Below are 23,471 nucleotides of genomic sequence, written 5' to 3' on the forward strand. Positions count from 1 at the left end.
TCAATTAAAGTGTCAAAAAATCTGCAATCTTTAAAATTCAAGAAACTAATTGACTTATAGTAAAAACAAAAATCCCGATGAAATCTTTCATCGGGATTTTTGTTTTCCTGCCATTCAGGATTCAGAACAATTTGGCATTGTTTTCAAAAAGGAGATGCAATTCGTCAATTTCCTTGGCTGAAAGCTTCATGTTGGGGAGAATTTTCCTAAAATTGTCCAAACGATGCATGTCTGTTCCAACATAGTCATACATTTTATGCTGAAGCATATAATGCGATTTTTCACATGCAGGAGCGCCATAAGCTCCAGTCAGCGACAGCAGATTCAGTTGAAAAAGATAATCCTTTTCCTTCCAACGATTATACTGTTGCTTTGAGGCATATTGATAGCGTTCAGGATGAGCGATGACCGGAGTATACCCTGCAAGCATGATGTCGTATAGTTTTGAAGAGTCATTCGGTTCGCACATTAAATATGATGTCTCGCACAAGACAAGCGAATTTTCCTTGTCAATGGTAAGGAATCCCCGATCGAAATGTTCTTCGAAACCAGCATCCAGCATGTGCTCTGCCCCAATACTTAACTCGACACTTGTGTGCAATGCTGCCTTACGCTTGAACGATTCAAACTTTTCAAGAATCAACGGTTTCGTATTATCGGCATACTGTTTCATGAAATGAGGTGTGAGCCTCACCTTACGGAAACCTTTTTGCTCCAAATATTTCAATGCCTCAAAAGAGGCTGACTCGGTCTGGAATCCATCATCAACGCCAGGAAGAATATGGCAATGCACATCACAAGCATCGCGAAAGAAATCGTCAGGCAACGTTTTCCTAAAGAAATCGAACATAACCATTAGTCCTTATTATCCTCCGATGATTCATCCGATTTGTGCTGATGGTGATGATGCCGTTTCTTTCCCTGTCCTTCCTCATTTCCGTAGCCGTAACCATAGCCGTAACCATAGCCGTAATCATAGCCATAACCATAATAGTTATAACCGTAGCCATAATACTTCTTGTATTTCACGGAATTCAACACAATGACAAGGTTCGGGAGCTTATCGTTTTTGTACAGTCTGTCCACTTCTTTCAACAAGCGCTTGTCAGTCTTTTCGGCTCTCATGACGAACACCGTTGTGTCGGCAACACGCTTTACTATATCAACATCAGCGACCATGCCAAAAGGGACATTGTCCAAAAACACATATTCATACTGCTGACGCAAGTAATTTATCAATTCATCCAAACGGTCATCCATCAGCAATTCTGCAGGATTAGGAGGAATCGGACCCGCAAAAATAACATCCATGCCCTTAGTTATTAAATCATGCTGAATGATTGATTCAATGTCATCAATCTTGCCCGATAAGAAATTCGACACGCCAGACTTTGCCTTATACCTGAAAACCTTACCTAAAGTTCCCTTACGGATGTCGAGATCGACCAAAACGACTTTCTTATTTCCGTGGGCGAAAATCGTTGCCAGATTAGATGACACAAAAGTCTTTCCCGATGAAACCATGAAAGAGGTAAACAGCACCACATTGCTCTCACACTTCCTATTTCTCACATATTCCACATTGGATCTGACCAATCTAAATGCCTCAGAGACAGGATCTCTTCCATTTTCCTCTACCACAATTGCATGACCATCGACGTTCTCCTTATAAGGAATCTCGCCCAAGAACGGTGTCTTTGTAGCTTTTTCGACATCAGCACGGTCATGTATTGCCGTGTCAAACAAGCGGTTAAGCAAAATGATGACGGCAGGAATCAGCAAGCCAATAAGCAGACCGGAAGTAACACTTTTTTTCGGATTTGGTGCAATAGGCGAATTATTAATCTGTGCCGCATCAATTACTTTTGCCGTTCCCTCGAATTTAGGACGATTGAGCAACATTTCCTCTCGTTTTGTAAGCAATGTCAAATAAAGCTGCTGCCTGATTCTCAGCATGTCTTCAACAGAACCGATTCGCACTTGTTTTTCAGGAACAGCCTGAATTCTTGACGTGGCGACAGTTCCCTCCTCTCTTGCCATATCAGCTTGAGTTTGCAACGAACTCAAATCACTTTCCAAAATAGCAACGATGTTGGCAAGCAATGCCGGCTGTTCTGCTGCCAGTTTTTTTGCTGCCGGGTTCTCAGTCACACCCGACTCTCTATATTTCTGCAATTTCTGTGAATTTGCATTGTATTTTGTAATTAACGTTGCTGCTTCCGTCCCGACGTCAGACATGACTGGCAAAATATCGTCGTCAGCCACGTCATTAGCCGCATCCAGCAAATACGACACACGCGAAATCCTGGCCTGCAAGTTCTTCACCTCAACCGACGACGCCGATCTCGCCGCCAGTTCCGCTTCGCCTAATGATTTCGTATCAACCAAAACATTAGCCACTTTAAACCCTACGACCTGCTCCTGCAACGAATCCAAATCGCCATAAAGCTGGTCGATACGGCCATTGATGAACTTATACGAATAATCCAGCATACGTTCCTGATCTGCAATGACATCATTGTTATAGACCGAAATCAAGGTATTCAGTATATCGGCCGCACGCGATGCCGATTGATCAATGATGCTCAGTCTAAGTATGGAATTCTTCTCATCGTCCCTTGACACCCGCAATCTGGCACGAATGGATGCAGACATGGCCTGAACAGGCTCAACGCTTACCACCACCGGCACACCTATCATGTTGTTATAATTCCATTTTTCAGAAACGGTCATGGTTCCAATCGGAGTAATGATTTTTTCGCCAAAAGGAACAAGCTTTTCCTGAGCATTTTCACTTAAATTGCTAATAGCGAAATGTTCCGAATCCCTAGGGGTTAACTGGAACGAATAATATGCGCTTTCATCCAGATTTTCAAAACTCACGGAAACAGGACTGTCCTGATAAAGCACTTTGTTACGTTTTGCCACCTTGGTCTTATAGGAATAGGTCACATTAAGGCCCAAGTTTCGAACCACCGAATCCATCAACGAAGCTGATTTCAATATGATGATTTCATTATTGATGGTACTCACCAAGCCTTCGGCACCCAGCATTTGGTTCATAACCGACGAGGAACGGATTGACCCCGATCCGCTCGTGGCGCCAGTCTTAATCATTATGGAGGCACTACTGGCATAAGTCCGTTCTTCCTTGTTTACTTTCCAATAGGAAATGCCAGCACCAAGAAAGCCACACAGGATGAACCAATACAGGTTGCGTAAGATGATGAAAAGAATGTCTTTCATCTGAATGCTGTTGTCATTGTCCTCTTCGAGAAAGGACATGTCAACATTATTGTTTTCCAAAGGAGCATTTGCCATTTTCAAATCCGTTTTTATTTGTTATCGATTACTCAGGTTGCCGATGCTTGTTCTGACAGCTATGACCACAGCCAGCACAGAAGCTAATGTCGTGATTGGCGTCAAAACCACGCCTATATTCGACATCCATTCCTTGAAATACACATAGCTCATGGCTTCCGTCAGGATAATGTCGTTCTGCTGAAGCAGGAAAAACTCATCATTAAAGATATCAGATGAACGCGGATCCATGTAATGGATGACCATTTTGCCATCCTTTTCACGGACAACGCCAATCTTGCTTCTTTTCGTATAGAGGTTCAAATCGCCAGCCAACGACAAGGCCTCAAGGAAGGTACAACGTTCGTTGTCAATGTTGATAGCCTTACCGCCATTACTTCCCAAGAAAAAAATCTTAAAGTTCGTAATACGGACATCCACTAATGGGTCGGTCAGATAACCTTCATTTTTCAGGCGGTATTCGATGGTATCGCGCAAATTGCGGCATGTCAAGCCAGCCACTTTCATCTTACCCAAAACCGGATACTGGATGTTCCCCTCAACATCCACCAAATAGCCAAGGCCTTGGTTTGTATTCGTCATATTTCCGTTTCCGTTGGAATAGATATTGAAAGGCTTTATCAATTCCTGTTCTTCCAAATCGCCGTTTGGCAAGACGAAAATTCTCAATTCATCTGAAGGACTAATCTTCGCCTCAAATTTTCCATCAACATCAACCTCGCCAAGTTCCTGCATATCTTGCAGATAGCGGACATTTCGTGTCGAAACACATGAACTTACCATGAAAACTGACATGGCTAAAAAAAACATGATTTTGAGTGATTTCATATAAAATTCGTATTAATTGTTATCTAAATAGGTTGCAAAAATACACAAAAAAACAACAAGCGCCCCATCTGCGATGCCTTATTAAAATAAATCTTTTCACAATGTTTTTAACATTCTGAAGCATCATTTCCTTAAGCCATTCGGCAGGTTTATCCGTCCATCGTTGCGGATGGGTGGTTATCATGATTCTTTTCGGCAACTTTTCTGCATTAGCCGCACGAACAATATCGTCAGTTGAATGAAAAACAAGACCTTGTTTTACCCATTCATCCTGAAAGCCAGGAATCTTATCCCTCACGCTCACTTTGTAGCCATCCCAACGACGCCCCGTATCGGTCAAATAGAAAGTCTTCGAAAAATCGGTATCGAAATAAGGCTCAAATTCAATTCCCAATTGGCGATAATCATATTTTTTCCAGATGTCCTTGCTGTCCCATTTCGATTTCGGGCTGCCGTGCATACAGATGCTTTTCACAGGAACAATTGCCCTCAGTTTTTCCAAATTTTCACAAAAATCCCGATAAGCAGCATCAATATCACCATCACAAGTTGTCAAGGATTCATAATGATATCCTATTTCATGGCCAAGAGCGGCGATTTCACGAATGATACTTTCGTCCCAGCTTTCAGGAACCGCACGGAAATAATAAACCGCTTTCAAACCGAGTTCATACTCAATTTTAGCCGTCGCCAGACTGTTTTGCGGCTTCAAGTCAACATCATGGCGTAAAGTGATTTCGCCATAGCCTTTCAAGGCCACAAGAAGTTCTCGGTATTTTTTTAATGTGAAGTCTTTATTTCCCATCATATTTTCTCTCCCATTCTTATCCAAATGTCAAAGAACTTATCATACACCTGATAAATGCCTTTGTCATTGGTTATCAAATCCTTGTCAAGCAAGGCTTTCACGGCGGAGCTGACCGAGCTGGCCGAAACCAAGCCATGCCGCTTGGCGAAATCGCCCGACATGACTTGCTTGGCGTTGCCATCGGCACTGATTGCTTTCAGCACCTGACTTTGCTTGTCGGGCAACTGATACATCAAATCCTCGTAGGTAGGCGCGGTAAAATTGATGATATAGTCAATGGCCGGTTTCAAATCAGCCAACGTGCAATGCCCTTTCGTTTTAGTTTTCATAAAAAGCACGTTCATTACCTTTTGCATGTAGAAAGTGCCGCCATCAAAACGGTCGTAAAGCTCTTCCACAAGTTCCCTGTCGAGAATTTTGTCCGCCGATTCAAAATGGCTTACGCAAAAATCAACATATTTCTGTTTTGGAATAGGCTGTAAATTGATTATGGTGACGCTTTGGTAAAACGGGCGCGACGGCGAAGAGAAAATGCCTCCCATCAAATGACGTTGCGACCCCGAAAACACGAAATGCGCATTCGGACAATACTGCATATAGGTCCGCATAGTGGCTTCCACATTCTTGTCGTCATATTTCAGTATCTGCTGAAATTCATCAATGGCCACCAGGCAAGGCTTGTCGGCATGCTGCAAATAATGGAAAATCTCATCCAAGGTATTAGAAGGATTCTGAATTTGTCCCAAAGAAAGATTCCACGAAGGCTGCCCCATGGCATCATACTCCACACCAGCCTTTACCGACGATAGCACATTCAGGAAAGCACTCCACGAGCGTTTTCCCTTGGGTTTCAGTTCCTCCAAAATCGATTTTCCCAATTTGTTGACCATATCGGCCAGCGATTTCGTCGCATAGATATCAACTATGAACGTATAATAGTCAGCCTTGACCTTTTCCTGTGCGAAACAATGACGCAGCAAGTCCGTTTTCCCGTAACGGCGTGGCGAAATCAACGCCAGATTATTGCCATTGACAAGCAAATCGGTAATATCCGTCGTTTCCTGCACGCGGTCGCAGAAATACTCCGGACCAACATAACCATTTGTAACAAAAGGATTTTCCATATCAAAAGTCCATTACGGCTGCAAAAATACAAATTATCATCTTATGATTATCATAAAGCGATAATCATTTTATGATAATGGAAGCATAAATCGCTCCACAAATTCCATTTTCTGTGCATCGGGCATGGTGTTGAAACCCTTCTCCATGATTTCCATGAACTCTACGCGTTTCGGCGCAATGACATATTTCCTCTCAAAGCCATCAATCACAGCCATGAGATGGATATTGCCGTTTGCCGACATTTCGAAACGCACATTGCTGACACTATGGCCTTTAATAGTTTCGGAAAACCGATTAGGTTTCCAAGACGACATTTTTTCCTTGTATTCATCGGGGACGATAGTCGACAAATACCGTTCAATCCTATCAACCCAAATAAACGGGACACCATTTTTCAACGCCAATTCCCTGAAACAAGAGACAGCTTCGCAAACCTGAGCAATGATTTCCGAAGTGTTTTTCACCCCATTTTCGACTCCAAACGACTTGACATCTTGCACCGTAAAACCATCCAATTTCCCTTTCAGAGAAAGGCAATGCAAGTAGCGGACACCAGGCATATTCAAATCGGCGGTGAAAGTCAAATCGTAGAACGGAGCTATGTGCCATTCCCCATTTTCGCTCATTATGAACGATATGTTTTTCACATGGTCATCGGTATTCGACGCGAACACATTGAACACCATGAAACGAAACACTTCGCGAATTTCCGTTTCCGGCAATTTAAGCCGACGACAGACATCAAACAAATCTTCGTAACTCCCAGCATCAGGATTCAAAGCCGCAAGGGTCTGTGTGAAAACCTTCTTTCCTTCAATCCTATCAAAACGCTTTGTCAGGAAATGCTTTTCTCCTTCCACTTCGAGAAAACGGCTTGGCATCATTCGTAGGCCTGCCTTGCAAGCCATCTCATAATATGTCATTTCCATTTGCGTGGCAGGATACCCATCGCCAACGGCAAATTTAAGGATATAATAATCAAAACCTTTTAGTCCATCAATCTGACCAGACCTTATTTCTTTTGTCGTTTCATTGATGGCAACGATAGCCTTGGGTTGACGGCCTCCCGCGGAAGTTCCGACCTCAAAAAGTCGCTGTAAAGTCAATGATTCTTCAGGAAGGATATGCGCCTCGCTACGCTGTTCATAGATTTTGCAAGCCAAACGTGCCAATTCATCAACAGCAAGATTGTCAGCTTCCAATCCCGAATCACTTTCAGGGAAATACTCCAACGCGCCAATGCCTCTTTTTCCAATATATGCCAATTTGTCAAGTGGCGTAATATCCCTGCTTCTTAATCCTTGATTCTGAGCCCATTGTTCAAACACAAGGCTTCCCCAATTATCTGGTAAAGAATCCGCGACAAAAGGAGGCAATCCGGCAAATATTTTCTTTTTATCGCCAACAATAGGCAGATAGGATCTCGCCACACCCAAAGGTGCAACAAAAGGAAACGGATTCAAACCTGAAGTTAAAAATTCCTCACTATAAGCAAAATACGCCACCCCGTTGCGTTCATCCCAGCGCAAACTTCCAACTTCCTTTCCCCACAAACGCACTTTCAGCACCGTATTCTTCATTGCTTTTTATGTCTGACTCTTTGTTTTTTGTTCCCCGTTAGTTCATCAATCAGATAGGGCGACAAGGGTATTTCCGGTAACATCGCTTCAATATTATCAACCATGCCGATAGTCTTCATCAAGGCGATGAAATTGGTCATCGTGATATTATCGGCCTTTCCTTGCTCAAACTTCCTGATAGTCTGAACTGTCACACCCGATTTGACAGCCACTTCCTGCTGGGTCTGGCGCGATGCCATCCGATAGGCACGGAAACGGCAGCCAAGAAGTTTCACCCAATCAGGTCCCGACAATTCATTTGCATCAACCATATCTGAAATTTTCCGCAAAGATAAATATATTTTCTGTTATATAAGCATTTTTGCAATAAAAAACAATATATTTTCTATTAAAATCACTCTTTCACTTATTACAAACCTTCCAATATCTCCACAATCCGCTCCGCAGCGTGTCCATCCCAAAGTTCAGGAATAGCACCTTTTTTCCATTGACCCGCAAAGAGCATATCCAAAGCCGGCTTGATGGCTTCGGGCTTGGTGCCAATCAGTTCATTAGTTCCGATGGTACAAGTCTCCGGGCGTTCGGTGTTGTCGCGAAGCGTGATGCAAGGCACGCCCATCACCGTGGTTTCCTCAGTGATGCCGCCACTGTCCGTCACCACTGCCTTGGCACGTTCCACCAAATAGTTGAACTCCAGATAGCCCAAAGGTTCAACGATATGCAAATTCGGGAAACGCAATTTCAGTTGCTGCTCATCGCCCCAAAGGTTATAGAAAATCTTAGCCGTGCGCGGATGAATCGGGAAAACTATGGGCAAGCCATGCACATTGGTGATGATTTGCTCCATCAGTTGGCGCAAGTGGTTTTCCTCATCCACATTGGCCGGGCGATGCATGGTCATGATAATATACTCGCGTTCGCGCAATTGCAGTTCGTCCCACAATTCGGTCTTACGGAAATGCGGGCGGTTTTTCAGCAAAGTGTCAATCATCACGTTGCCCACGCGGAAAATCCGTTGAGGCACACGTTGGAAGGCGAACTTATCCTCGGCCAAGACATCGGCAGAAGGGTTTGATTCTTCTCCCAACACTGCACCGGCACGAAGCAGATTTCTATCTGCCACATTGCTGGTAGTGAACATATAATCAGCCAGCGAATCCGTCACCATGCGATTGATTTCCTCAGGCATGGAGAGGTCCCACGAGCGGATACCAGCTTCCACATGCGCCACCTTGGTATTGAGTTTCTTGGCCACAATGGAACAGGCCATAGTGGAAGTGACATCACCCACCACGAGAACCAAATCCGTCGGATGCGCCAGCAATTCCTTCTCAAACTCCACCATGATATGAGCGGTCTGTTCGGCCTGCGAACCGCCGCCACAGCCGAGATTCACATCAGGTTGCGGGATGCCCAATTCCTCAAAAAAAGTATCGGACATGTTCTTGTCGTAGTGCTGACCCGTATGCACCAGACGAAAATTGATATTCTTGCCCTCGCTCTGAGCCTTCTGGATGGCATGAATCAGCGGAGCAATCTTCATGAAGTTCGGGCGTGCGCCCGCTATGAGTGTGATATGTTGCATGGTAAAATATTTCGTTTTTAAATTTGTTTTCAGTAGAGCTTACAAAAAAGGAGTCATGTAAAGCGGCAAATAGACTTTTCTACACTTCCAGCAATTATCATGGGCAATTCCATTATAATTCAGTACCGTGTTGATTCAGAAAAAACTGTTTCTGCTGTTCTATTTCATGGCGCAATTCTTCTTCCGTTGGCATATAAGCCATGTATTTGGCAGCGAAAAGTTGTTCGCTTTCGTGCAATACGGAATAGCGAGCAATAGTATTATCTGTATCAGTACAAAGCAATACGCCAACAGTAGGGTTGTCGTCATCTTCTTTCACCAAGTCATCGTACATCCTCACATACATATCCAGCTGTCCCACATCCTGATGTGTTAGTTTGTGTGTCTTAAGCTCAAATAGGACGAAGCGTTTCATACGATAGTTATAGAACACAAGGTCGATATAGAAATCATCGGTATCGGTGGTGATGTGTTTCTGTCGGTCAACAAAGGCGAACCCTCGACCCAATTCCATGATGAACTGCTGCAGATTATCAATCAAGGCCTGTTCAAGTTGCGATTCGTCAAACTTAGTGTCTTTGCGGAACCCCATGAATTCGGCCACAACAGGATTCTTGATATACTCCATTGGATCGTTTTTTTCTAATACGGGTTGAGGTAACGTCAATGCCTCCCGTTGCGATGCCAGCATACGGCCATAGTACTGCGTACTCACGTTACGGTCAAGTGTCCGGGTGCTCCACATCTGTTCTGACGCTTCCTTAACATACCACAAACGTCCTTCGGGAGTTGGTTCACGCATAATGATGCGGAAATGAGTCCAGGTAAGATTGCGTACGCACGCGTTCGCAATCTCCAAATCCTTAAAGCTCAAATAAAAGCGACGGTATTGTTCCAAACTTCTCTTATTGTACCCGGCTCCGAATTCGCGCGTCAGTTCATTGGCAAGGTTGGCTATCAACTTTGCACCATATTGGGCACGATGCTCACCATGCTGTTCCTCTTCCACTATTCGTCGGCCTTCATTCCAATAGGTGACAATAAGAGCTTGACCGACAGCAGCATAGGCTTGGCTTCTGCCACGCTCTATTATATTGCGGATGTCGGCAAGAATAACACTATCAGGAATAATTTCATTCATGATTCCGTTTCATTCGATTCAATTCTTACGAATGCAAGACTTCTATCGGTAAGGTTGCTGAAATTAATTAAAATGTACGATTTATACTCATTTCTAGCAAATTCCTCAACAATAAAACTTTTCCCCACACGACGCGCCCCATCAATCAAGAGAGCCTCTTTTGCTTCCATTCAAGCAACCTATTGTAAATCTTGCGTTTCATACACTATAATACACCAATTAGTGATTTGTAAAAGTACAAAATTTACACCAAACAGCAATTATCAGCTAATCTTCATAAAGTTCGGGCGTGCACCCGCTATGAGTGTGATATGTTGCATGATTTATTTTTTCTTAACTTCATCAATGATCTCATCAAAAATGTCCAGCACTTCCTTCAGGACTTCCTTGCTTCTTTCTAATGAAGCTTCGGAACGCTTGGCTGTTTCAACATAATTCTTGATTTCCTGCGGATTTCTTGACTTAAACTCCTTTCCTTGCTCCTGAAGGACAACATCCACGGTCAGAAATTCATTTCGCGGGAAGAAACTGACCGCCGGCACACCCAGCAAAGCAGCCTCTCGAGCAAAAGTGCCTGCACCCGTAAGCATTGCCTTGGTATAATAACAGACATCGAGTCCGACAAGTGGTTTCTCCGGATACCAGATGTTCTTATATCCTTCAGCGAATTTCTTTTCCGATTCATATCTTGGTAGGAAAAGGATATTTTCGTCCTTAAACGTTTCAAAAAGCTGAGGGACGATTGTCGTTGCATCTTTTGGCACGTATGCTGCCTTCAGATTTTCAGGACGAATAGTGATAAAATCATTGAAAGGCAGCTTTTCCAGGAAATGTTCATCAACTTTGTAATCCGCAATATAAATATCTTCCTTGAATCCGTCAAAAGTCTTTATCTGGTCATCTTTTATCTTGAACTTTTTCTGGACTTCCTGATATTTCAGATATTTTGGGAAGATAAAATAGTCGCTCAGCATATAAGTCAGAAACTTATGCGTGGAGAAATCATTATCAGAAAACGAAATGGATTTCTTTCTCCGAAGTGTTGAAATTACCGAGGTATAAATCCCGCCAAGCGAAAAAGCGAGGTCAAACTTGGGGATTCCAAAAACAAGCTTAAAGATTCTTCCGACCATGCCAAGAGATTTCTTGACCTTATTTTTGCCATGATGCGAACCATACACGATTGGCTCGATGCCATTTTGACGGAGCAGCGGAACCGTTTCCGAAAAATCGCGTGCGGTAATAATCAGTTCATGTCCTTGTTCTTTCAAATGTCTGTAAATCGGCATCAGCACATTGACATGAGGAGTATTGGTAACGTCAATCCAAATACGCATAACTATTTATTCTTTTGGTTGAAATGTCTTAATAACTTTTGCTGGCGCGCCCACTGCCACACAATAAGGCGGAATATCGCGTGTAACGACCGAACCGGCACCAATCACAGCACCTTCGCCTATCGTGACACCCGGCATGATGATGGAACCGATGCCGACATGGACTCCATCTTGAATATGAATGGGAGCAAATTTCAAAGGGCAATCCATTACGGGCTTGCCGACTTCATAGAACGACAAATCACGTTGATGGCAAAGCAGCATCACGCCACGGGTCACCCAAACATTTTTACCAATGGTAATCAGTTCGGGAGCCGACATATCAATTTCAACGGTTGCCGCTATCTTCGATCCCTTTCCCACTTTCACGCCCATTGCCTTATAGAAAGGCATTCGGAGTTGAGCGGGGAAAAGGTGTCTCGCAAAAAAAGCGAATATCCTGTTCATGACGCCTTGCGTCACGTTTTTTACTGTACGATGGTTGTTTGACATTGTTCACCTATTCTGGAACTTGTTTATCCTTTCATCAATGATAGCACCGTCTTTCACATTCATTGCCTTCTGCAGAACCTCCGACGGTTTCCCTTCCATCAGTTCATCGGCATATTTCACAAACTCGCGGCTCAAACTCTCAGTTGCCGATTTCCAAAACAGTGATGGCGTATGGTCAACCACATAATGCGTAACACCCTCAACAATATAAATAGGATCTTCAATTGTTGTAGGAATGCTCGTTTCGATACCGCCATTCCTATCACAACTAATGTCAATAATCAAAGCGTTTTTCTTCATCCGTTTTAAATCATCCCTATAAATGATGTGGTCTTTCCTTGATGTATCCCATAAAATGGCATTCACAACAACATCAAACTGGGGCAATTCCTTTCGGAACAAGCTTTCAGTCTTCCTATCATACAAAGTGACATCGGCACCCATATAATTCAATGTTTTCACTGCGCCTTTTGCCGTATTTCCTCGACCGAGAACCGCAGCCTTTGTATTGTATGGGAATATGCCGTGGCACATATATGCGTGAAAAACGGCGGCTTCGCCCGCAATTTCATTGTTGCGCCAAAATGAATGTCGGCCATCCTCATACATGTCTTCCCATGCAAACGAAGTCAACTTGCCCGCAATCAATTTATCAGTAATATCGCGATTCTGAACGGCATGAACCCAGCCAAAAATCGTCTGATTAGTGAGTTTATCCAAATACTCGGCATCACCTATTTTGGGATCACAAATGATGTCTTTCGACAAAATCTCTTCTCTTGCCGCGACATGTACTCCTTGAGCGGAATAGTCTTCATCGGTATAGCCCAACACATCGCCATAACCCGATTCAATGTATATTTGTTCAGGATGTTTCACCAGACGAATATCATTGGGAATCAACGCCCTTCTTTTTTCATTCTCCTTATGGGAGATTGGTAAACCTATGGTTTTCATAATATCCTAATTTTTATTTTTCATGATATAATCCAACACGTCCTTAGTCATATCACCAAACACAGGTCCTGCTGCTATCTGGACAGAGCCGCCCCAGGTCAAATTCGTCTCAATCAAAACCGGTTCTGCATCCTGATCAATAGTAATATCCCAACTAATCAATTTTGAGATGTTACTAAACCTCGGAGCCAATCGTTTAACCATCTCAACACACTTATCGTAATTTGGAATCACACAGTCAGCAAAAGCAATTCCATTAGGGTGTCTTTCATACTGATTCAGTTTTCCGTCAAACGCCGTTGACATAAGTTGACCTGACGGCAATATTCCACAGACCAAGCCGCCACAATGCAAATGATTGGTCAATGCGCCTTTCCCTCCCATAATCACGACAGCTGTCGTCAGATGCACTTCCCCTTCAAACAACAAAGTGACAAGACGCAAAGTATTGACACTTGAATCGTTGAAATCAGCCAGAACCTTATGCTGTTTGACAAGTTCTTGGACAACAACATTTTTACGGTTACACAAATTGGACTTTAAATCATTTATATTGTCTTTTGCAGAACTCCATTTTTCTATACCCTTGCCACCGCAGGCATGAACCGATGGCTTTAGTATCACATTTCCACTCTCAGCACATAACGACAAAGCTTTTTCCTCTGTTATGATATTATATTGGGAATCTAAATATACATCACCGTTTTTGCGACAGATCGTCGAAGGTTGCTTCGCATCTCGAAAATACAAATCATACATGTTTTTATCATCAAAGACAGAAGCAGCCTGTCTGTCGGAGAAAAACGTATCAACAACGCAATAATAAAAACTATCCGGTATATAATACTTCAATGTGTTACCGAACACATTTGTCCGATTATAGATATCGAACCAACGGATATCGAAAGATTTCTTTGCCACCTTACCGACAAGAAACGGTTCCCAGAAATCCATGATCTCCTTTTTCTGACTTTCAGAAATAGGCTTCGCACAAGGCAAAGCCTTCAAAAGATCTCTTTTTCCGTCTTTATAACGACCGTTGAGAATTGTTTGTGTCTCAACGATGTTTTTTACTATTTTTTTGATGTTCATACAAAACAAGTTTTTTATCTCAATGTTACTCCTCCATCACAAATAATCGTTTGTCCAATTATCGAATTATTCCTATCCGAACACAAAAACAAAACTAATTCAGCAACTTCTTCTAATGTCACATATCTTTTATTGCCGTCCATACTATAAAAGGCATTTTTTGACATATCAACATAATTAATACCAGAAGGCAAATAGCCAGGAGCAACACCATTAACAATAATACCAAAATCAATATACTTTTTTGCGAGTCCCTCTGTAATGCAATTTACTGCATGTTTTGAAACGAAATACGGAGACAATCCTCCTTGAAACGAATTACATGACGACACATTAATTATTTTCCCACATATTTCTGCTCTTTTATAGAACTCGCAGACTTCCTTACTCACATACAATAAAGATTTTACGTTAAGAGACATTGTTAAGTCAAACTCTTTTTGTGAAGAATTTTCGACGAGCCTTCCTGCATTATTTATCCAGACATCGATTCTACCAGCCAAAGAGACTATATCATTTACTCTTTTTTCGATATCAGTAATATCCGTTAAATCCCAGCAATAATAGAAGAATTTATCCGAATTCAACCTATCTTTCGCTTCAACCAAGCGTTTTTCATCACTCCCGATAGCCACAACGAGTGCCCCAGCTGACAGCAATCTTTTGACAATTGCATAGCCCAATCCTTTACTACCCCCTGTAACCACACAAACTTTATCCTTTAACAGCTCACTATCCGAAACTGTTTGCAAGGACACATTATAAACTCCGCCACGCTTTATATAACGGAGAAACCGAAACCAATTTAATATTTTTTTAATCATTTTATTATTCTTTGCAGCTTGAAACTTAGATATTTTCTCGGATCGCCCCAAACTGAAATTCCTTTATTCAAAGAATCAATATCGTTCATTTCATTCTCATCAAGAGTGTAACTAAACACATCAATATTTTCCTTTAAATGATTAAAATCATTTGTTCTTGGAACTATTGAATACCCATGCTGAACAGCCCACTTGCATATAATATTTGCAACGCTTTTATTGTGCCTTTGAGCTATTTTCACCAAACATTCATCATTCAATAGAGTTTGAGAAGCCTCCGGTTTACCATTAAAAGTGGTATATGCTTCGACCTGTATTCCCAGCTTTTTTGAATCAGTTACCAAATCTGTATTTGTATTATACGGACTAATCTCGATTTGATTCAAGGCCGGAATAACATCAGAAATCCTTTTCAACTCTTCCAAATGCAATTTTGTAAAACCAGAAACACCAATTGCACGGATTCTTCCTTCATGATATATTTTTTCAATCTCTTCCCACATTTCGATGAAATTATAGAAAGGCCAATGAAGTAAATATAAATCAATATAATCCGTTTGCAAGGATTTACATTGGGAATCGAAAGCTTTTCTTATGGATTTCTTTTTAATAGGCAATTTTCGTAATCGCCTTGGAAGATACACTTGGCTTTCATGCAACTTCGTCTCAATAAACAATTTATCCCTCGGAATAGACAAGCGTTTAAAAACTCTTCCTAAATCGTCTTCGTTCTGATACTTCCATGCCGTATCAAATCTGGTATATCCGCATTGTAATGCCACATCAACAATATTTGATAATTTTTTCGGATGTAAATTCCAAGTTCCCAACCCCACCATCGGCATCTTGACACCGTTATTTAATGTGACATATTCCATCTTATCCAAATATTTTTTCAAATTCTTTTTTCAAGCCGCCATTAGTTTCCTGATTGATGGAAATCTCCATATTGTCGTTACCTTCAATGAAAAGCGGGCCATCCGGAGTAATAGCTATGTCACAGCCAATCACAGCCAATGGGCGAAGTCTATAATGCAAATCCTTTGCCTGCTGCACAGCCTCCTCAAAGAACGGCAGAACGAAACCGTCAAAAGCAACCTTTGAACCAGGATGAACGAGCGTCTTCGTTCCACAGCCTTGCTTATAAAAAGCATGTTTCTTCAGCATCCCGTTTTTCATGTCAATGCCTACTGCCAAACCACCTTTCGCCCAATTATCAACCACATTGCCATGGGCACCAATTCTTAGCACCGCTGACAGAGGAACTATTTCATCTTGTTTCTTGTCATACAAAGTAACAAGTCTTATCGTATTGATAGACTTATCATAAATCCTCGAAATCTCCGGATGTTGCACCACCAACGACTGTATCAGATAAGCATCCTTTGCGAACTGCTCTTTCACCCAGTTTTTCGCTTCTGCCAACGACATCTCTTGTCCATCAATTTCCACAGAATCCGCTTTCACAATCAGCTTGAAAATGCCACCGCCACATTGTCCGTCCAAAGGCTTGCAGAAATAGTTGTCTGGTTCAGCAAACAATTGCTCAGCAACGACATCTGCATCATCTTTCGATTTCACACAGGCAATGGTATGCGGCGTGTTGAATCCCCACTCGGCCAACAACGTGGCAAACAGATCCTTGTCGCGCAAAATGCAAGTGTAATCATGGTCAGGAAGTACGGTATTCAGCATGGCACATTTCCACAGAAACCAATTGTCGTCAAGATAATCATCCTTGTCGCGGAATCCCTTAATATCAAGGCCATACGAAAAATAATACCTTTCCAAACTGCCATATTTCATGATATGTCCCAGCAAATCCATTGCAATCCTGAATTTGCCTTTTTGAGGCATTTCGGGATAATAGGATTCTGAATTGATAAATCCCGAAGTGAACAACTTGACAGGAAGCGTCAAACGGCGTTTCAACAAAGCAGCCTGACGGCATAACTTAATTATGGGATAGTATTTGGCATTCATAGCATTTATTTCATTTGCAACAAAGATTTCAATTGTTCCTTACTTGGAAGATAGGTCAGGTATTGACTGGCAAAAATATTCTTATTATCCTCTGGCAAAGTCATCTCAACGATTTCGTTGTTTTTATCTTTGCAAAGCACAATTCCAATCGTTTTGTTCTCATCGGGAAGTTTCACTTTCCTGTCGTAATAATTCATGGTTGTCATCGGCTGGTTTGCGAATTGGGGAAACAGTGTTTCCCCAATCTCATCATCCGAATAGACCAAATAAAAACGCCGCATCAACTTCAGATTATCTTCCGAATAACTTGATCCAAGATGATCCGTCAAATATTCAGACAATCCTTTTTAAAAGACTTGTACCATAAACTGCTCTTGGCTGACCTTTTTGTTCTTCTTCGACAATGTTCATACCTATTTCATAATAAGTATAAACCATGGCAAGATTAACGGCTGTCTTAAACCGTTGTCTCGCCTGCTGTATCAAAGACGAAATCCTATCGTAAAACTCATTCGTGGCAGTCATATCTTCCAAAATCGCCAAAACTACACAAGGCAATGCAACAGTATTTCCTATTCTTTATACTCAAATTCTGAAACGCAATAGTCTTCCTTTCCAGAAGGCAAGCAAGGAATGTCATCCACAAACTCCAACGACACTTCCGAACCCACGAAATGATTCTTATAGTTGTCGATGATATAATCGTATTGCGATTTTTCGTAATCAACAGGCTTCATTTTCAGCAAAATGCGGATGTCACCTTTTGCATCCTGACGGATCTGGAATTTGTCAATCTTGTTGTACAAAGCCTGATATTCCGGCACATGATAGTTCAAATCCGGATAGAACATGATAGGCAGCATGGTCGGTGAAATCGGCACACCTTGTTTGTTGTACATCAGTTTGCCCGCACGTCCCATCACCTGGCCTATCAGCCGTGTCTGCCGACCACAGGAGCACAATTCAGGTTTGATATAAGCCATGTCACCCACATGATAACGCAAGAATGGGAAAGCGTAATTCTCCAAATCAGTAGTCGCCACATATCCAGTCGTACCGTCAGGCAACACGTGACCTTGCTTATCGGTGATTTCAATGATACACATCTCTTCGGTGATATGCAGCCCTTCTCGTTTTGGACATTCATGGGTCAAGATGCCACCATCACCAGCACCATAATCATCATAAACCGGAGCCTTGAACACTTCTTCCAGTTTCCGGCGGTATTCTGGCATCAGCACTTCACCCGTGGTAAGGATGGCTTTCAACGGACAAGTCGGAAGATGATTCTTTTCAATGTAGCGGGCGAAAATATAAAGCGACGACCCATAGCCACGCATAGCCTTTGGCTTTATTCTCATAAACGACTCGTAATGCCGTTGCATACATTCGTCGGACACATCGGCACTGCTATGCTTATAATTGCGCATAATGACAACATCGTAGATGTTCTTCGGCGAAAAGTGCTTCTTTTTCTTTACGATGGAATTGCCGCCCAGCGAAAATATCCTGTCACCGAGTTCAACACCATACCATTCCCAGGCACGCAATGTCGCGGCCTTCTGCCCACTCCATTCATCGGCATCCGTACAGAATTTCAATGGCGTACCTGTACTGCCGCCCGTCGAGCACTTCTTAAAACGCTTCGGATCGACTGCCGTGCTGAACATGTCATCATAATTATCCCTGATGATTTGCTTGGTCAAAACAGGAAGTTTTTGCAAATCATCACTTGTCTGAATGTCATCGGGCTTCAATCCAAGGCTATCAAAAAGTTTGGTATAGTACGGCACCGTTTCATAGCAATGCCTGACAAGTTTACGCAGTTTTTCGTCACGAATGGCTTGCAGTTCCTCATGGGAAAGGAAATCATTATGTTCCAATTCCTTCAAGCGCTTCGCTATCGAGCTATGATATATGGAATCTGCAAATGGGAGCAGAAAATGTCGATCTAAATAATTGTAAAAGCTCATAATCAAACAATAGTTTTATAAACACCGATAATTTTTTTTGCAATATCTTTCGTAGAAAGTCCAACGCTTTCAATGCGTTCACGGCCTTTTGTCCGTGCTTTAAAATCCAAAGCCTGCTTTATCAATCGGGCAATCGTTTCGGGCTTATCATCATTGGCAACAAATGTTCCTTCAACGCCATCAGTCACCCATCGCACATCACCCACATCGGTTGTGACAATAGGACAGTCGCAAGCCATAGCCTCCTTGATGACGTTTGGCGATCCTTCCATTACCGAAGTCATCAATTGTACATCGGCAGCGCACATGAATTTCACCACATCGTCGTGTGTGCGGTTAAACACAGGAAACAGCACGACACTTTCATCCTTCAGCAAAGCGACCGCCTTTTGGGCTAATCCGAAACGTTTTTCAGTTCTTTCGGGATTTGAACACCATACGACATATTTCCTGTCGTCATCAAAACCGACCATTTTCCTTGCTTCATTCTGCTCAATTAAAACAAACTGTTCCAGATTCACGCCATTTGGAATAACCGGCAAATTCATTCCCATTTGGTTGGCCGTGCGTTGTGATTTCACGATGGTCTTATCCCAAACATGTTTTGCGAAGAATTTCACTATGCGCAATTTCCTGTTTTTTTTCGGGAAACTTCCCAAAATGGAAACCACGGTTTTAGACTTCAAGAACAACGTTGCCATCGTTGCCACGTAACCACAAATGGAATAATGGGCATGGACAATAGCAGGTCGTTCCTTTTTGATGAGTTTTCTCAGTTTCCATGCCGCTTCCAGATACGACTTGGCACCATGCCCAACAACAGGAAACAGAACCATTTCAAGTCCTTCTTCTTTCAAGGAATAGAACTGCGACTGCACGAAAGCGCTGACGCTTCCCACAGCCTTGTTGCCACTGGCTACAAATATGACTTTCATTTCAAATATGGGTCTACTGACCGATTTAATAACAAATCAATTTATTGTCTTTTCCGGCAATTTTATCCATGAGCCAAATTTTTCATCCCATTTTTGGGGGTGGAAAGATGCCGTTCCACCAGAATCAAAAAATGTCAATTCCCCAAAATACACTTTCCCGTTCACTTCATATAGATCAACCCTAACTTGAGGTATTCCTTTTGACAAAATTGATGCTATTTTCTTCATTTCATCAAACGTTTTAGGTTTCAACATATTACCAGGAATATGAGGATGACCTTGATCCAAGTCCAACATTTTAAAGTTTTCATCATAGTAATTCATCATCGTATGACCTCCTCCCCGTCCAGAAGCAATTAACATAACTTTCACCATGCCATCAAAACAATAAAATTTATAATCGCGAAGCTCTTGATAAACATTATCCTCTAAATACATTTCAGCCATTATTCTCTTTTTCACATTTTTATACGGCCATTCGCGGCCTATCAGATATGAATTTCTACGATAAGAATGCCTTAATTCTCTCAAAGCTTTCCTCTTATCAAAACAATTCTTATCTTTACAAATAACAATTCCATTTCCACCGCCATCGTGATTTGTCTTAATAACAAACTGATTGGGCAAAGCATTCCAATCTATCTGAGACGGCTTATCCCAAACGCCAAGATTCGGAACTACATATTGGCTTCCGACTTTATCAGCCACATATTGTTTCACTTCATATTTGTCAACCATCCGAACATATTCTGGTTGCCTATCATATAGTTTTAACCATTGAAGTTTTTCATTAAAAGTCTTGGGGTTATCCAGATTCAATGGTTTTCTCATCTCTAACCAATAGTAAATCTTCACATACAATTCATCATTGGGAATTAACCAGGGAACACGTCGAAAAATAGCAAACACCAAATGTCTTGGATCATGGAATAAAGCTCGAAAAGCGTTTTTTACAGGATTTCTCATTTCATGCAAGATTGATATACATTATTTAACTTCCTAATATGATTTTCAATGGAGTATTTTTGTCGGATTTCAGCTGCAACAGTTCTATTTCTTTCCGAAAGTTCATCTGCATTATTGTTTTTATTTTCAATAAAACGGATGATTTTCTCCATGCAATCATTCACATCATCGGTCTTATATAATTCAGCGTATTTGCCATTCTCCGTGATATCCTTCATCACCACCCAGTCATTCACAATGACAGGCACACCCGCAGCAAGAGCTTCCAAAACGGCTATTCCAAAAGTATCGCTATTCGATGCGTATAAAAAAAGATCCATTTTCTTGAGCAATTCTGGCACATCAGTTCTAACACCTAAAAAATGGACACAATCCATTAGCCCATTCTGCATACAATAAGAGACACAATCATTATAATACCGACTTTCAGCATCGTCCTTTCTTCCAACAAAAAAGAAATCAAATGGAATTTGTTTTTTATACAATTCTGCCAATACATGGCAAACAAACAATTGAGAGCGAACCGAAACGAAACTGCCCACCATCATCATATTCAAATTCTTTTCCGGCAACATCAACTCATTATCAACCGTCTTTGTTAGTCTATCCAACTTGGAATAATCTATACCATTATACACTACACTTATCTTATTATCAATTGGCAAATTCCATTTTCCCTCGTAATAATGTTTTTCATATTCACTAACACATATAATCTTTTTGCTATTCCGATATACAATGTTTCGAAATATTTTCTTAGAATCCGAAAATGTGAATCCGTGAAACGTTGTAACCAATTTGACTTTTGTAAAAGCCAATGCTAAAACGCAAATCATTGCATTGGAAGGGGTCTGTGCATGAACAATATCTATGTGATTCGACAGTACCATCCGTCTAAGCCTTAACATATATAAAAGCAGGCTTTTCCTCTTTTCCAACTTTAACAAGTCCGCTCCAGATTGCCGAAATGATTCAGAATATGTCCCATCATTCCTATAAATGCAACACATTTGAAATGGAGCATTTTTTCTCATGTTACAAACATCTAACACAAGTGTTTCAGCTCCTCCTCTATTCAAAGTTCCCAAATAAAAAGCTATTTTCATTATTATTAACCAATATTTACAACAATCCTCTACTACCAATCTTAAAGTAAGCCCAGCCGACTTCCATCAGTATAACAATAACATACCACGCCTTCACAAATTTCATGCTTTTAGCGTTCAGAATGGATATGCCGTAAGCCCACATGATTATCAGACCTATTACGCCTGGCAGCAAAAAACGCTCCGAATTGGCAAAGCCACTGAGAGAAATGATGCCCAAGTAGCCTACTGTAAATGACCCCACCAAAGCAAATTCACGCCAATTCTTTTTCACGAACAATGCACTGAACAAGGTTATCAACACAAATATTCCCATGAAATTACGGACATAATTACCGCCACCAACAATCAACTGGTTATTCTGATCAGTATCAACCATCGTTGAGAAAGGCAAAACCATCACCATAGGAGCCATTACCGTACCTGTAGCGTATTTTGCCCATTGATTGCCTCGTGCTGTCTGCTCCATTCGCCTTAAATTCTGATTTGTTCCCCTATCGTTCCAATATTCTTCAACCTCATTCACAATCGTTCCTCCCATAGCCAAAACAACAACCAAGATCACCCAAAACGTCAGCATAGCCTTCCTGCCTTTCTTCATTACATGTATCGGGCTAAAAACCAATGCACTTACAAAAGAGAAGAACGCAACCGCTCCTAAAACCGTGCGGAAGAAAAAAAGACTACCTGCCAGCAACAGGGCAACCAAAACATTTCCAAAAGTGATTTTCGAAGCTCTACAAGCATAGTCCGCCCGCTCCAAAAAAGCGACCGTCAGAAACAGCATTTCCGTTTCCTTCACATGCAAGCCACAATAAATAATCAAATTAGGCATCAGCATGGCAAAAACGCCAGCCATTCGACCTGGTTGCTCACCAATGACACGAGCAGCCAACTTATAAAGCAAGACACATGCGAAAGACGACCACAGTACTTTAAGAAATCTGGTAATAATAATATTAGCACCGAAAATCTTATATATCAATGTCAAGTATAACTCATAGCCCGAATCCGAAACACCTGATTTTACTTTAAACTCATAATCGAAAACATCGCTCCAACTAATTCCCGACAGCCAGATTGCCGTTTCATGGTATCCTATGGCGTCACGCGCATCAAATTCAAAAGGCTGCCCCGTCTGCTTAAGATAAAAGAAATAGGAAAATATCACCCAGACGACTCGCAAAGCAACAGCCGTCCAAAACAGGTTCTTCACAAAATGATTGACAGAAATCTGCTGCCATTCCTTCGTCAATTTGTTAGACATCAAGAAGAACAGTGCAACCTCGGCCACCCCCAACAGCATCCATGAGAAAGAAATGGCATGACTCATAAAAGCCACACTCACTATAAGCAAGCTGACTACATAAAAAGCCAGACCTTTGTTGGCAATAGATTTTGGAAAATATGGTATCATA

At 41.7% G+C, this 23,471-nt stretch carries 22 protein-coding genes and 2 pseudogenes; all 24 read right to left on the bottom strand.

Annotated features, from left to right (window positions below; all coding sequences use genetic code 11):
- Nucleotides 1-121 precede the first annotated feature (121 nt).
- The 24 genes and pseudogenes from AC06MN_RS12925 to AC06MN_RS13040 all read right to left on the bottom strand — a co-directional run bounded on the left by AC06MN_RS12925 (nucleotide 122) and on the right by AC06MN_RS13040 (nucleotide 23,470).
- Nucleotides 122-856, bottom strand: coding sequence for a tyrosine-protein phosphatase (locus tag AC06MN_RS12925; protein WP_475672799.1), 735 nt, complete (start codon nucleotides 854-856; stop codon nucleotides 122-124).
- Nucleotides 856-3,321 carry a GumC family protein gene (locus tag AC06MN_RS12930; protein ID WP_475672800.1) on the bottom strand — a complete coding sequence of 822 codons (2,466 nt, stop codon included), beginning with the start codon at nucleotides 3,319-3,321 and terminating at the stop codon, nucleotides 856-858. Before AC06MN_RS12930 ends, AC06MN_RS12925 begins: the two co-directional genes overlap by 1 nt.
- 21 nt (nucleotides 3,322-3,342) lie before the next feature.
- On the bottom strand, nucleotides 3,343-4,149 hold the full coding sequence (locus AC06MN_RS12935; protein WP_475672801.1) for a polysaccharide biosynthesis/export family protein: 807 nt from the start codon (nucleotides 4,147-4,149) through the stop codon (nucleotides 3,343-3,345).
- Between the two features lie 19 nt (nucleotides 4,150-4,168).
- A complete protein-coding gene (locus AC06MN_RS12940) occupies nucleotides 4,169-4,957 on the bottom strand; it encodes a polysaccharide deacetylase family protein (RefSeq protein ID WP_475672802.1) in 789 nt (262 codons plus the stop codon).
- A complete protein-coding gene (locus AC06MN_RS12945; RefSeq protein ID WP_475672803.1) occupies nucleotides 4,954-6,081 on the bottom strand; it encodes an AAA family ATPase in 1,128 nt (375 codons plus the stop codon). The genes AC06MN_RS12940 and AC06MN_RS12945 overlap by 4 nt, the downstream gene beginning before the upstream one ends.
- A 69-nt stretch (nucleotides 6,082-6,150) precedes the next feature.
- A complete protein-coding gene (locus AC06MN_RS12950) occupies nucleotides 6,151-7,662 on the bottom strand; it encodes a type II toxin-antitoxin system HipA family toxin (RefSeq protein WP_475672804.1) in 1,512 nt (503 codons plus the stop codon).
- On the bottom strand, nucleotides 7,659-7,973 hold the full coding sequence (locus AC06MN_RS12955) for a helix-turn-helix domain-containing protein (RefSeq protein ID WP_475672805.1): 315 nt from the start codon (nucleotides 7,971-7,973) through the stop codon (nucleotides 7,659-7,661). The genes AC06MN_RS12950 and AC06MN_RS12955 overlap by 4 nt, the downstream gene beginning before the upstream one ends.
- A 98-nt stretch (nucleotides 7,974-8,071) precedes the next feature.
- On the bottom strand, nucleotides 8,072-9,247 hold the full coding sequence (locus tag AC06MN_RS12960) for a UDP-N-acetyl glucosamine 2-epimerase (RefSeq protein ID WP_475672806.1): 1,176 nt from the start codon (nucleotides 9,245-9,247) through the stop codon (nucleotides 8,072-8,074).
- 112 nt (nucleotides 9,248-9,359) lie between these two features.
- On the bottom strand, nucleotides 9,360-10,388 hold the full coding sequence (locus tag AC06MN_RS12965) for a PDDEXK nuclease domain-containing protein (protein ID WP_475672807.1): 1,029 nt from the start codon (nucleotides 10,386-10,388) through the stop codon (nucleotides 9,360-9,362).
- A 47-nt stretch (nucleotides 10,389-10,435) separates the two neighbouring features.
- A pseudogene (locus AC06MN_RS12970) lies at nucleotides 10,436-10,590 on the bottom strand (AAA family ATPase); the annotation flags it as partial.
- A 121-nt stretch (nucleotides 10,591-10,711) separates the two neighbouring features.
- Nucleotides 10,712-11,725 (bottom strand): DUF354 domain-containing protein, encoded by a 1,014-nt coding sequence (locus AC06MN_RS12975; RefSeq protein WP_475672808.1) that lies wholly within the window; start codon nucleotides 11,723-11,725, stop codon nucleotides 10,712-10,714.
- A 27-nt stretch (nucleotides 11,726-11,752) separates the two neighbouring features.
- Nucleotides 11,753-12,217, bottom strand: a pseudogene (locus tag AC06MN_RS12980) (acyltransferase); the annotation flags it as partial.
- 3 nt (nucleotides 12,218-12,220) lie between these two features.
- On the bottom strand, nucleotides 12,221-13,174 hold the full coding sequence (locus tag AC06MN_RS12985) for a N(5)-(carboxyethyl)ornithine synthase (RefSeq protein ID WP_475672809.1): 954 nt from the start codon (nucleotides 13,172-13,174) through the stop codon (nucleotides 12,221-12,223).
- A gap of 6 nt (nucleotides 13,175-13,180) precedes the next feature.
- Entirely contained in the window at nucleotides 13,181-14,266 is a 1,086-nt protein-coding gene (locus tag AC06MN_RS12990; RefSeq protein WP_475672810.1) for a sugar-transfer associated ATP-grasp domain-containing protein, read from the bottom strand.
- A 14-nt stretch (nucleotides 14,267-14,280) separates the two neighbouring features.
- Nucleotides 14,281-15,090 (bottom strand): SDR family NAD(P)-dependent oxidoreductase, encoded by an 810-nt coding sequence (locus tag AC06MN_RS12995; RefSeq protein ID WP_475672811.1) that lies wholly within the window; start codon nucleotides 15,088-15,090, stop codon nucleotides 14,281-14,283.
- On the bottom strand, nucleotides 15,087-15,968 hold the full coding sequence (locus AC06MN_RS13000; RefSeq protein WP_475672812.1) for an aldo/keto reductase family protein: 882 nt from the start codon (nucleotides 15,966-15,968) through the stop codon (nucleotides 15,087-15,089). The genes AC06MN_RS12995 and AC06MN_RS13000 overlap by 4 nt, the downstream gene beginning before the upstream one ends.
- A gap of 1 nt (nucleotide 15,969) precedes the next feature.
- Nucleotides 15,970-17,073: a sugar-transfer associated ATP-grasp domain-containing protein gene (locus AC06MN_RS13005; protein ID WP_475672813.1), complete on the bottom strand. Its 1,104-nt coding sequence runs from the start codon at nucleotides 17,071-17,073 to the stop codon at nucleotides 15,970-15,972.
- Between the two features lie 5 nt (nucleotides 17,074-17,078).
- Nucleotides 17,079-17,354: a PDDEXK nuclease domain-containing protein gene (locus AC06MN_RS13010; protein WP_475672814.1), complete on the bottom strand. Its 276-nt coding sequence runs from the start codon at nucleotides 17,352-17,354 to the stop codon at nucleotides 17,079-17,081.
- A 52-nt stretch (nucleotides 17,355-17,406) separates the two neighbouring features.
- On the bottom strand, nucleotides 17,407-17,598 hold the full coding sequence (locus AC06MN_RS13015) for a DUF1016 N-terminal domain-containing protein (protein ID WP_475672903.1): 192 nt from the start codon (nucleotides 17,596-17,598) through the stop codon (nucleotides 17,407-17,409).
- A 47-nt stretch (nucleotides 17,599-17,645) separates the two neighbouring features.
- Nucleotides 17,646-18,965, bottom strand: coding sequence for a phenylacetate--CoA ligase family protein (locus tag AC06MN_RS13020; protein ID WP_475672815.1), 1,320 nt, complete (start codon nucleotides 18,963-18,965; stop codon nucleotides 17,646-17,648).
- 83 nt (nucleotides 18,966-19,048) lie between these two features.
- Nucleotides 19,049-19,981 carry a glycosyltransferase family 4 protein gene (locus AC06MN_RS13025; RefSeq protein WP_475672816.1) on the bottom strand — a complete coding sequence of 311 codons (933 nt, stop codon included), beginning with the start codon at nucleotides 19,979-19,981 and terminating at the stop codon, nucleotides 19,049-19,051.
- Between the two features lie 36 nt (nucleotides 19,982-20,017).
- Nucleotides 20,018-20,947 (bottom strand): ATP-grasp fold amidoligase family protein, encoded by a 930-nt coding sequence (locus tag AC06MN_RS13030; protein ID WP_475672817.1) that lies wholly within the window; start codon nucleotides 20,945-20,947, stop codon nucleotides 20,018-20,020.
- Nucleotides 20,944-22,053: a glycosyltransferase family 4 protein gene (locus tag AC06MN_RS13035; protein WP_475672818.1), complete on the bottom strand. Its 1,110-nt coding sequence runs from the start codon at nucleotides 22,051-22,053 to the stop codon at nucleotides 20,944-20,946. Before AC06MN_RS13035 ends, AC06MN_RS13030 begins: the two co-directional genes overlap by 4 nt.
- Nucleotides 22,054-22,069: 16 nt before the next feature.
- Entirely contained in the window at nucleotides 22,070-23,470 is a 1,401-nt protein-coding gene (locus tag AC06MN_RS13040) for a hypothetical protein (protein ID WP_475672819.1), read from the bottom strand.
- Nucleotide 23,471: the final 1 nt, after the last annotated feature.

This window comes from Candidatus Limimorpha sp. (assembly GCF_056203535.1).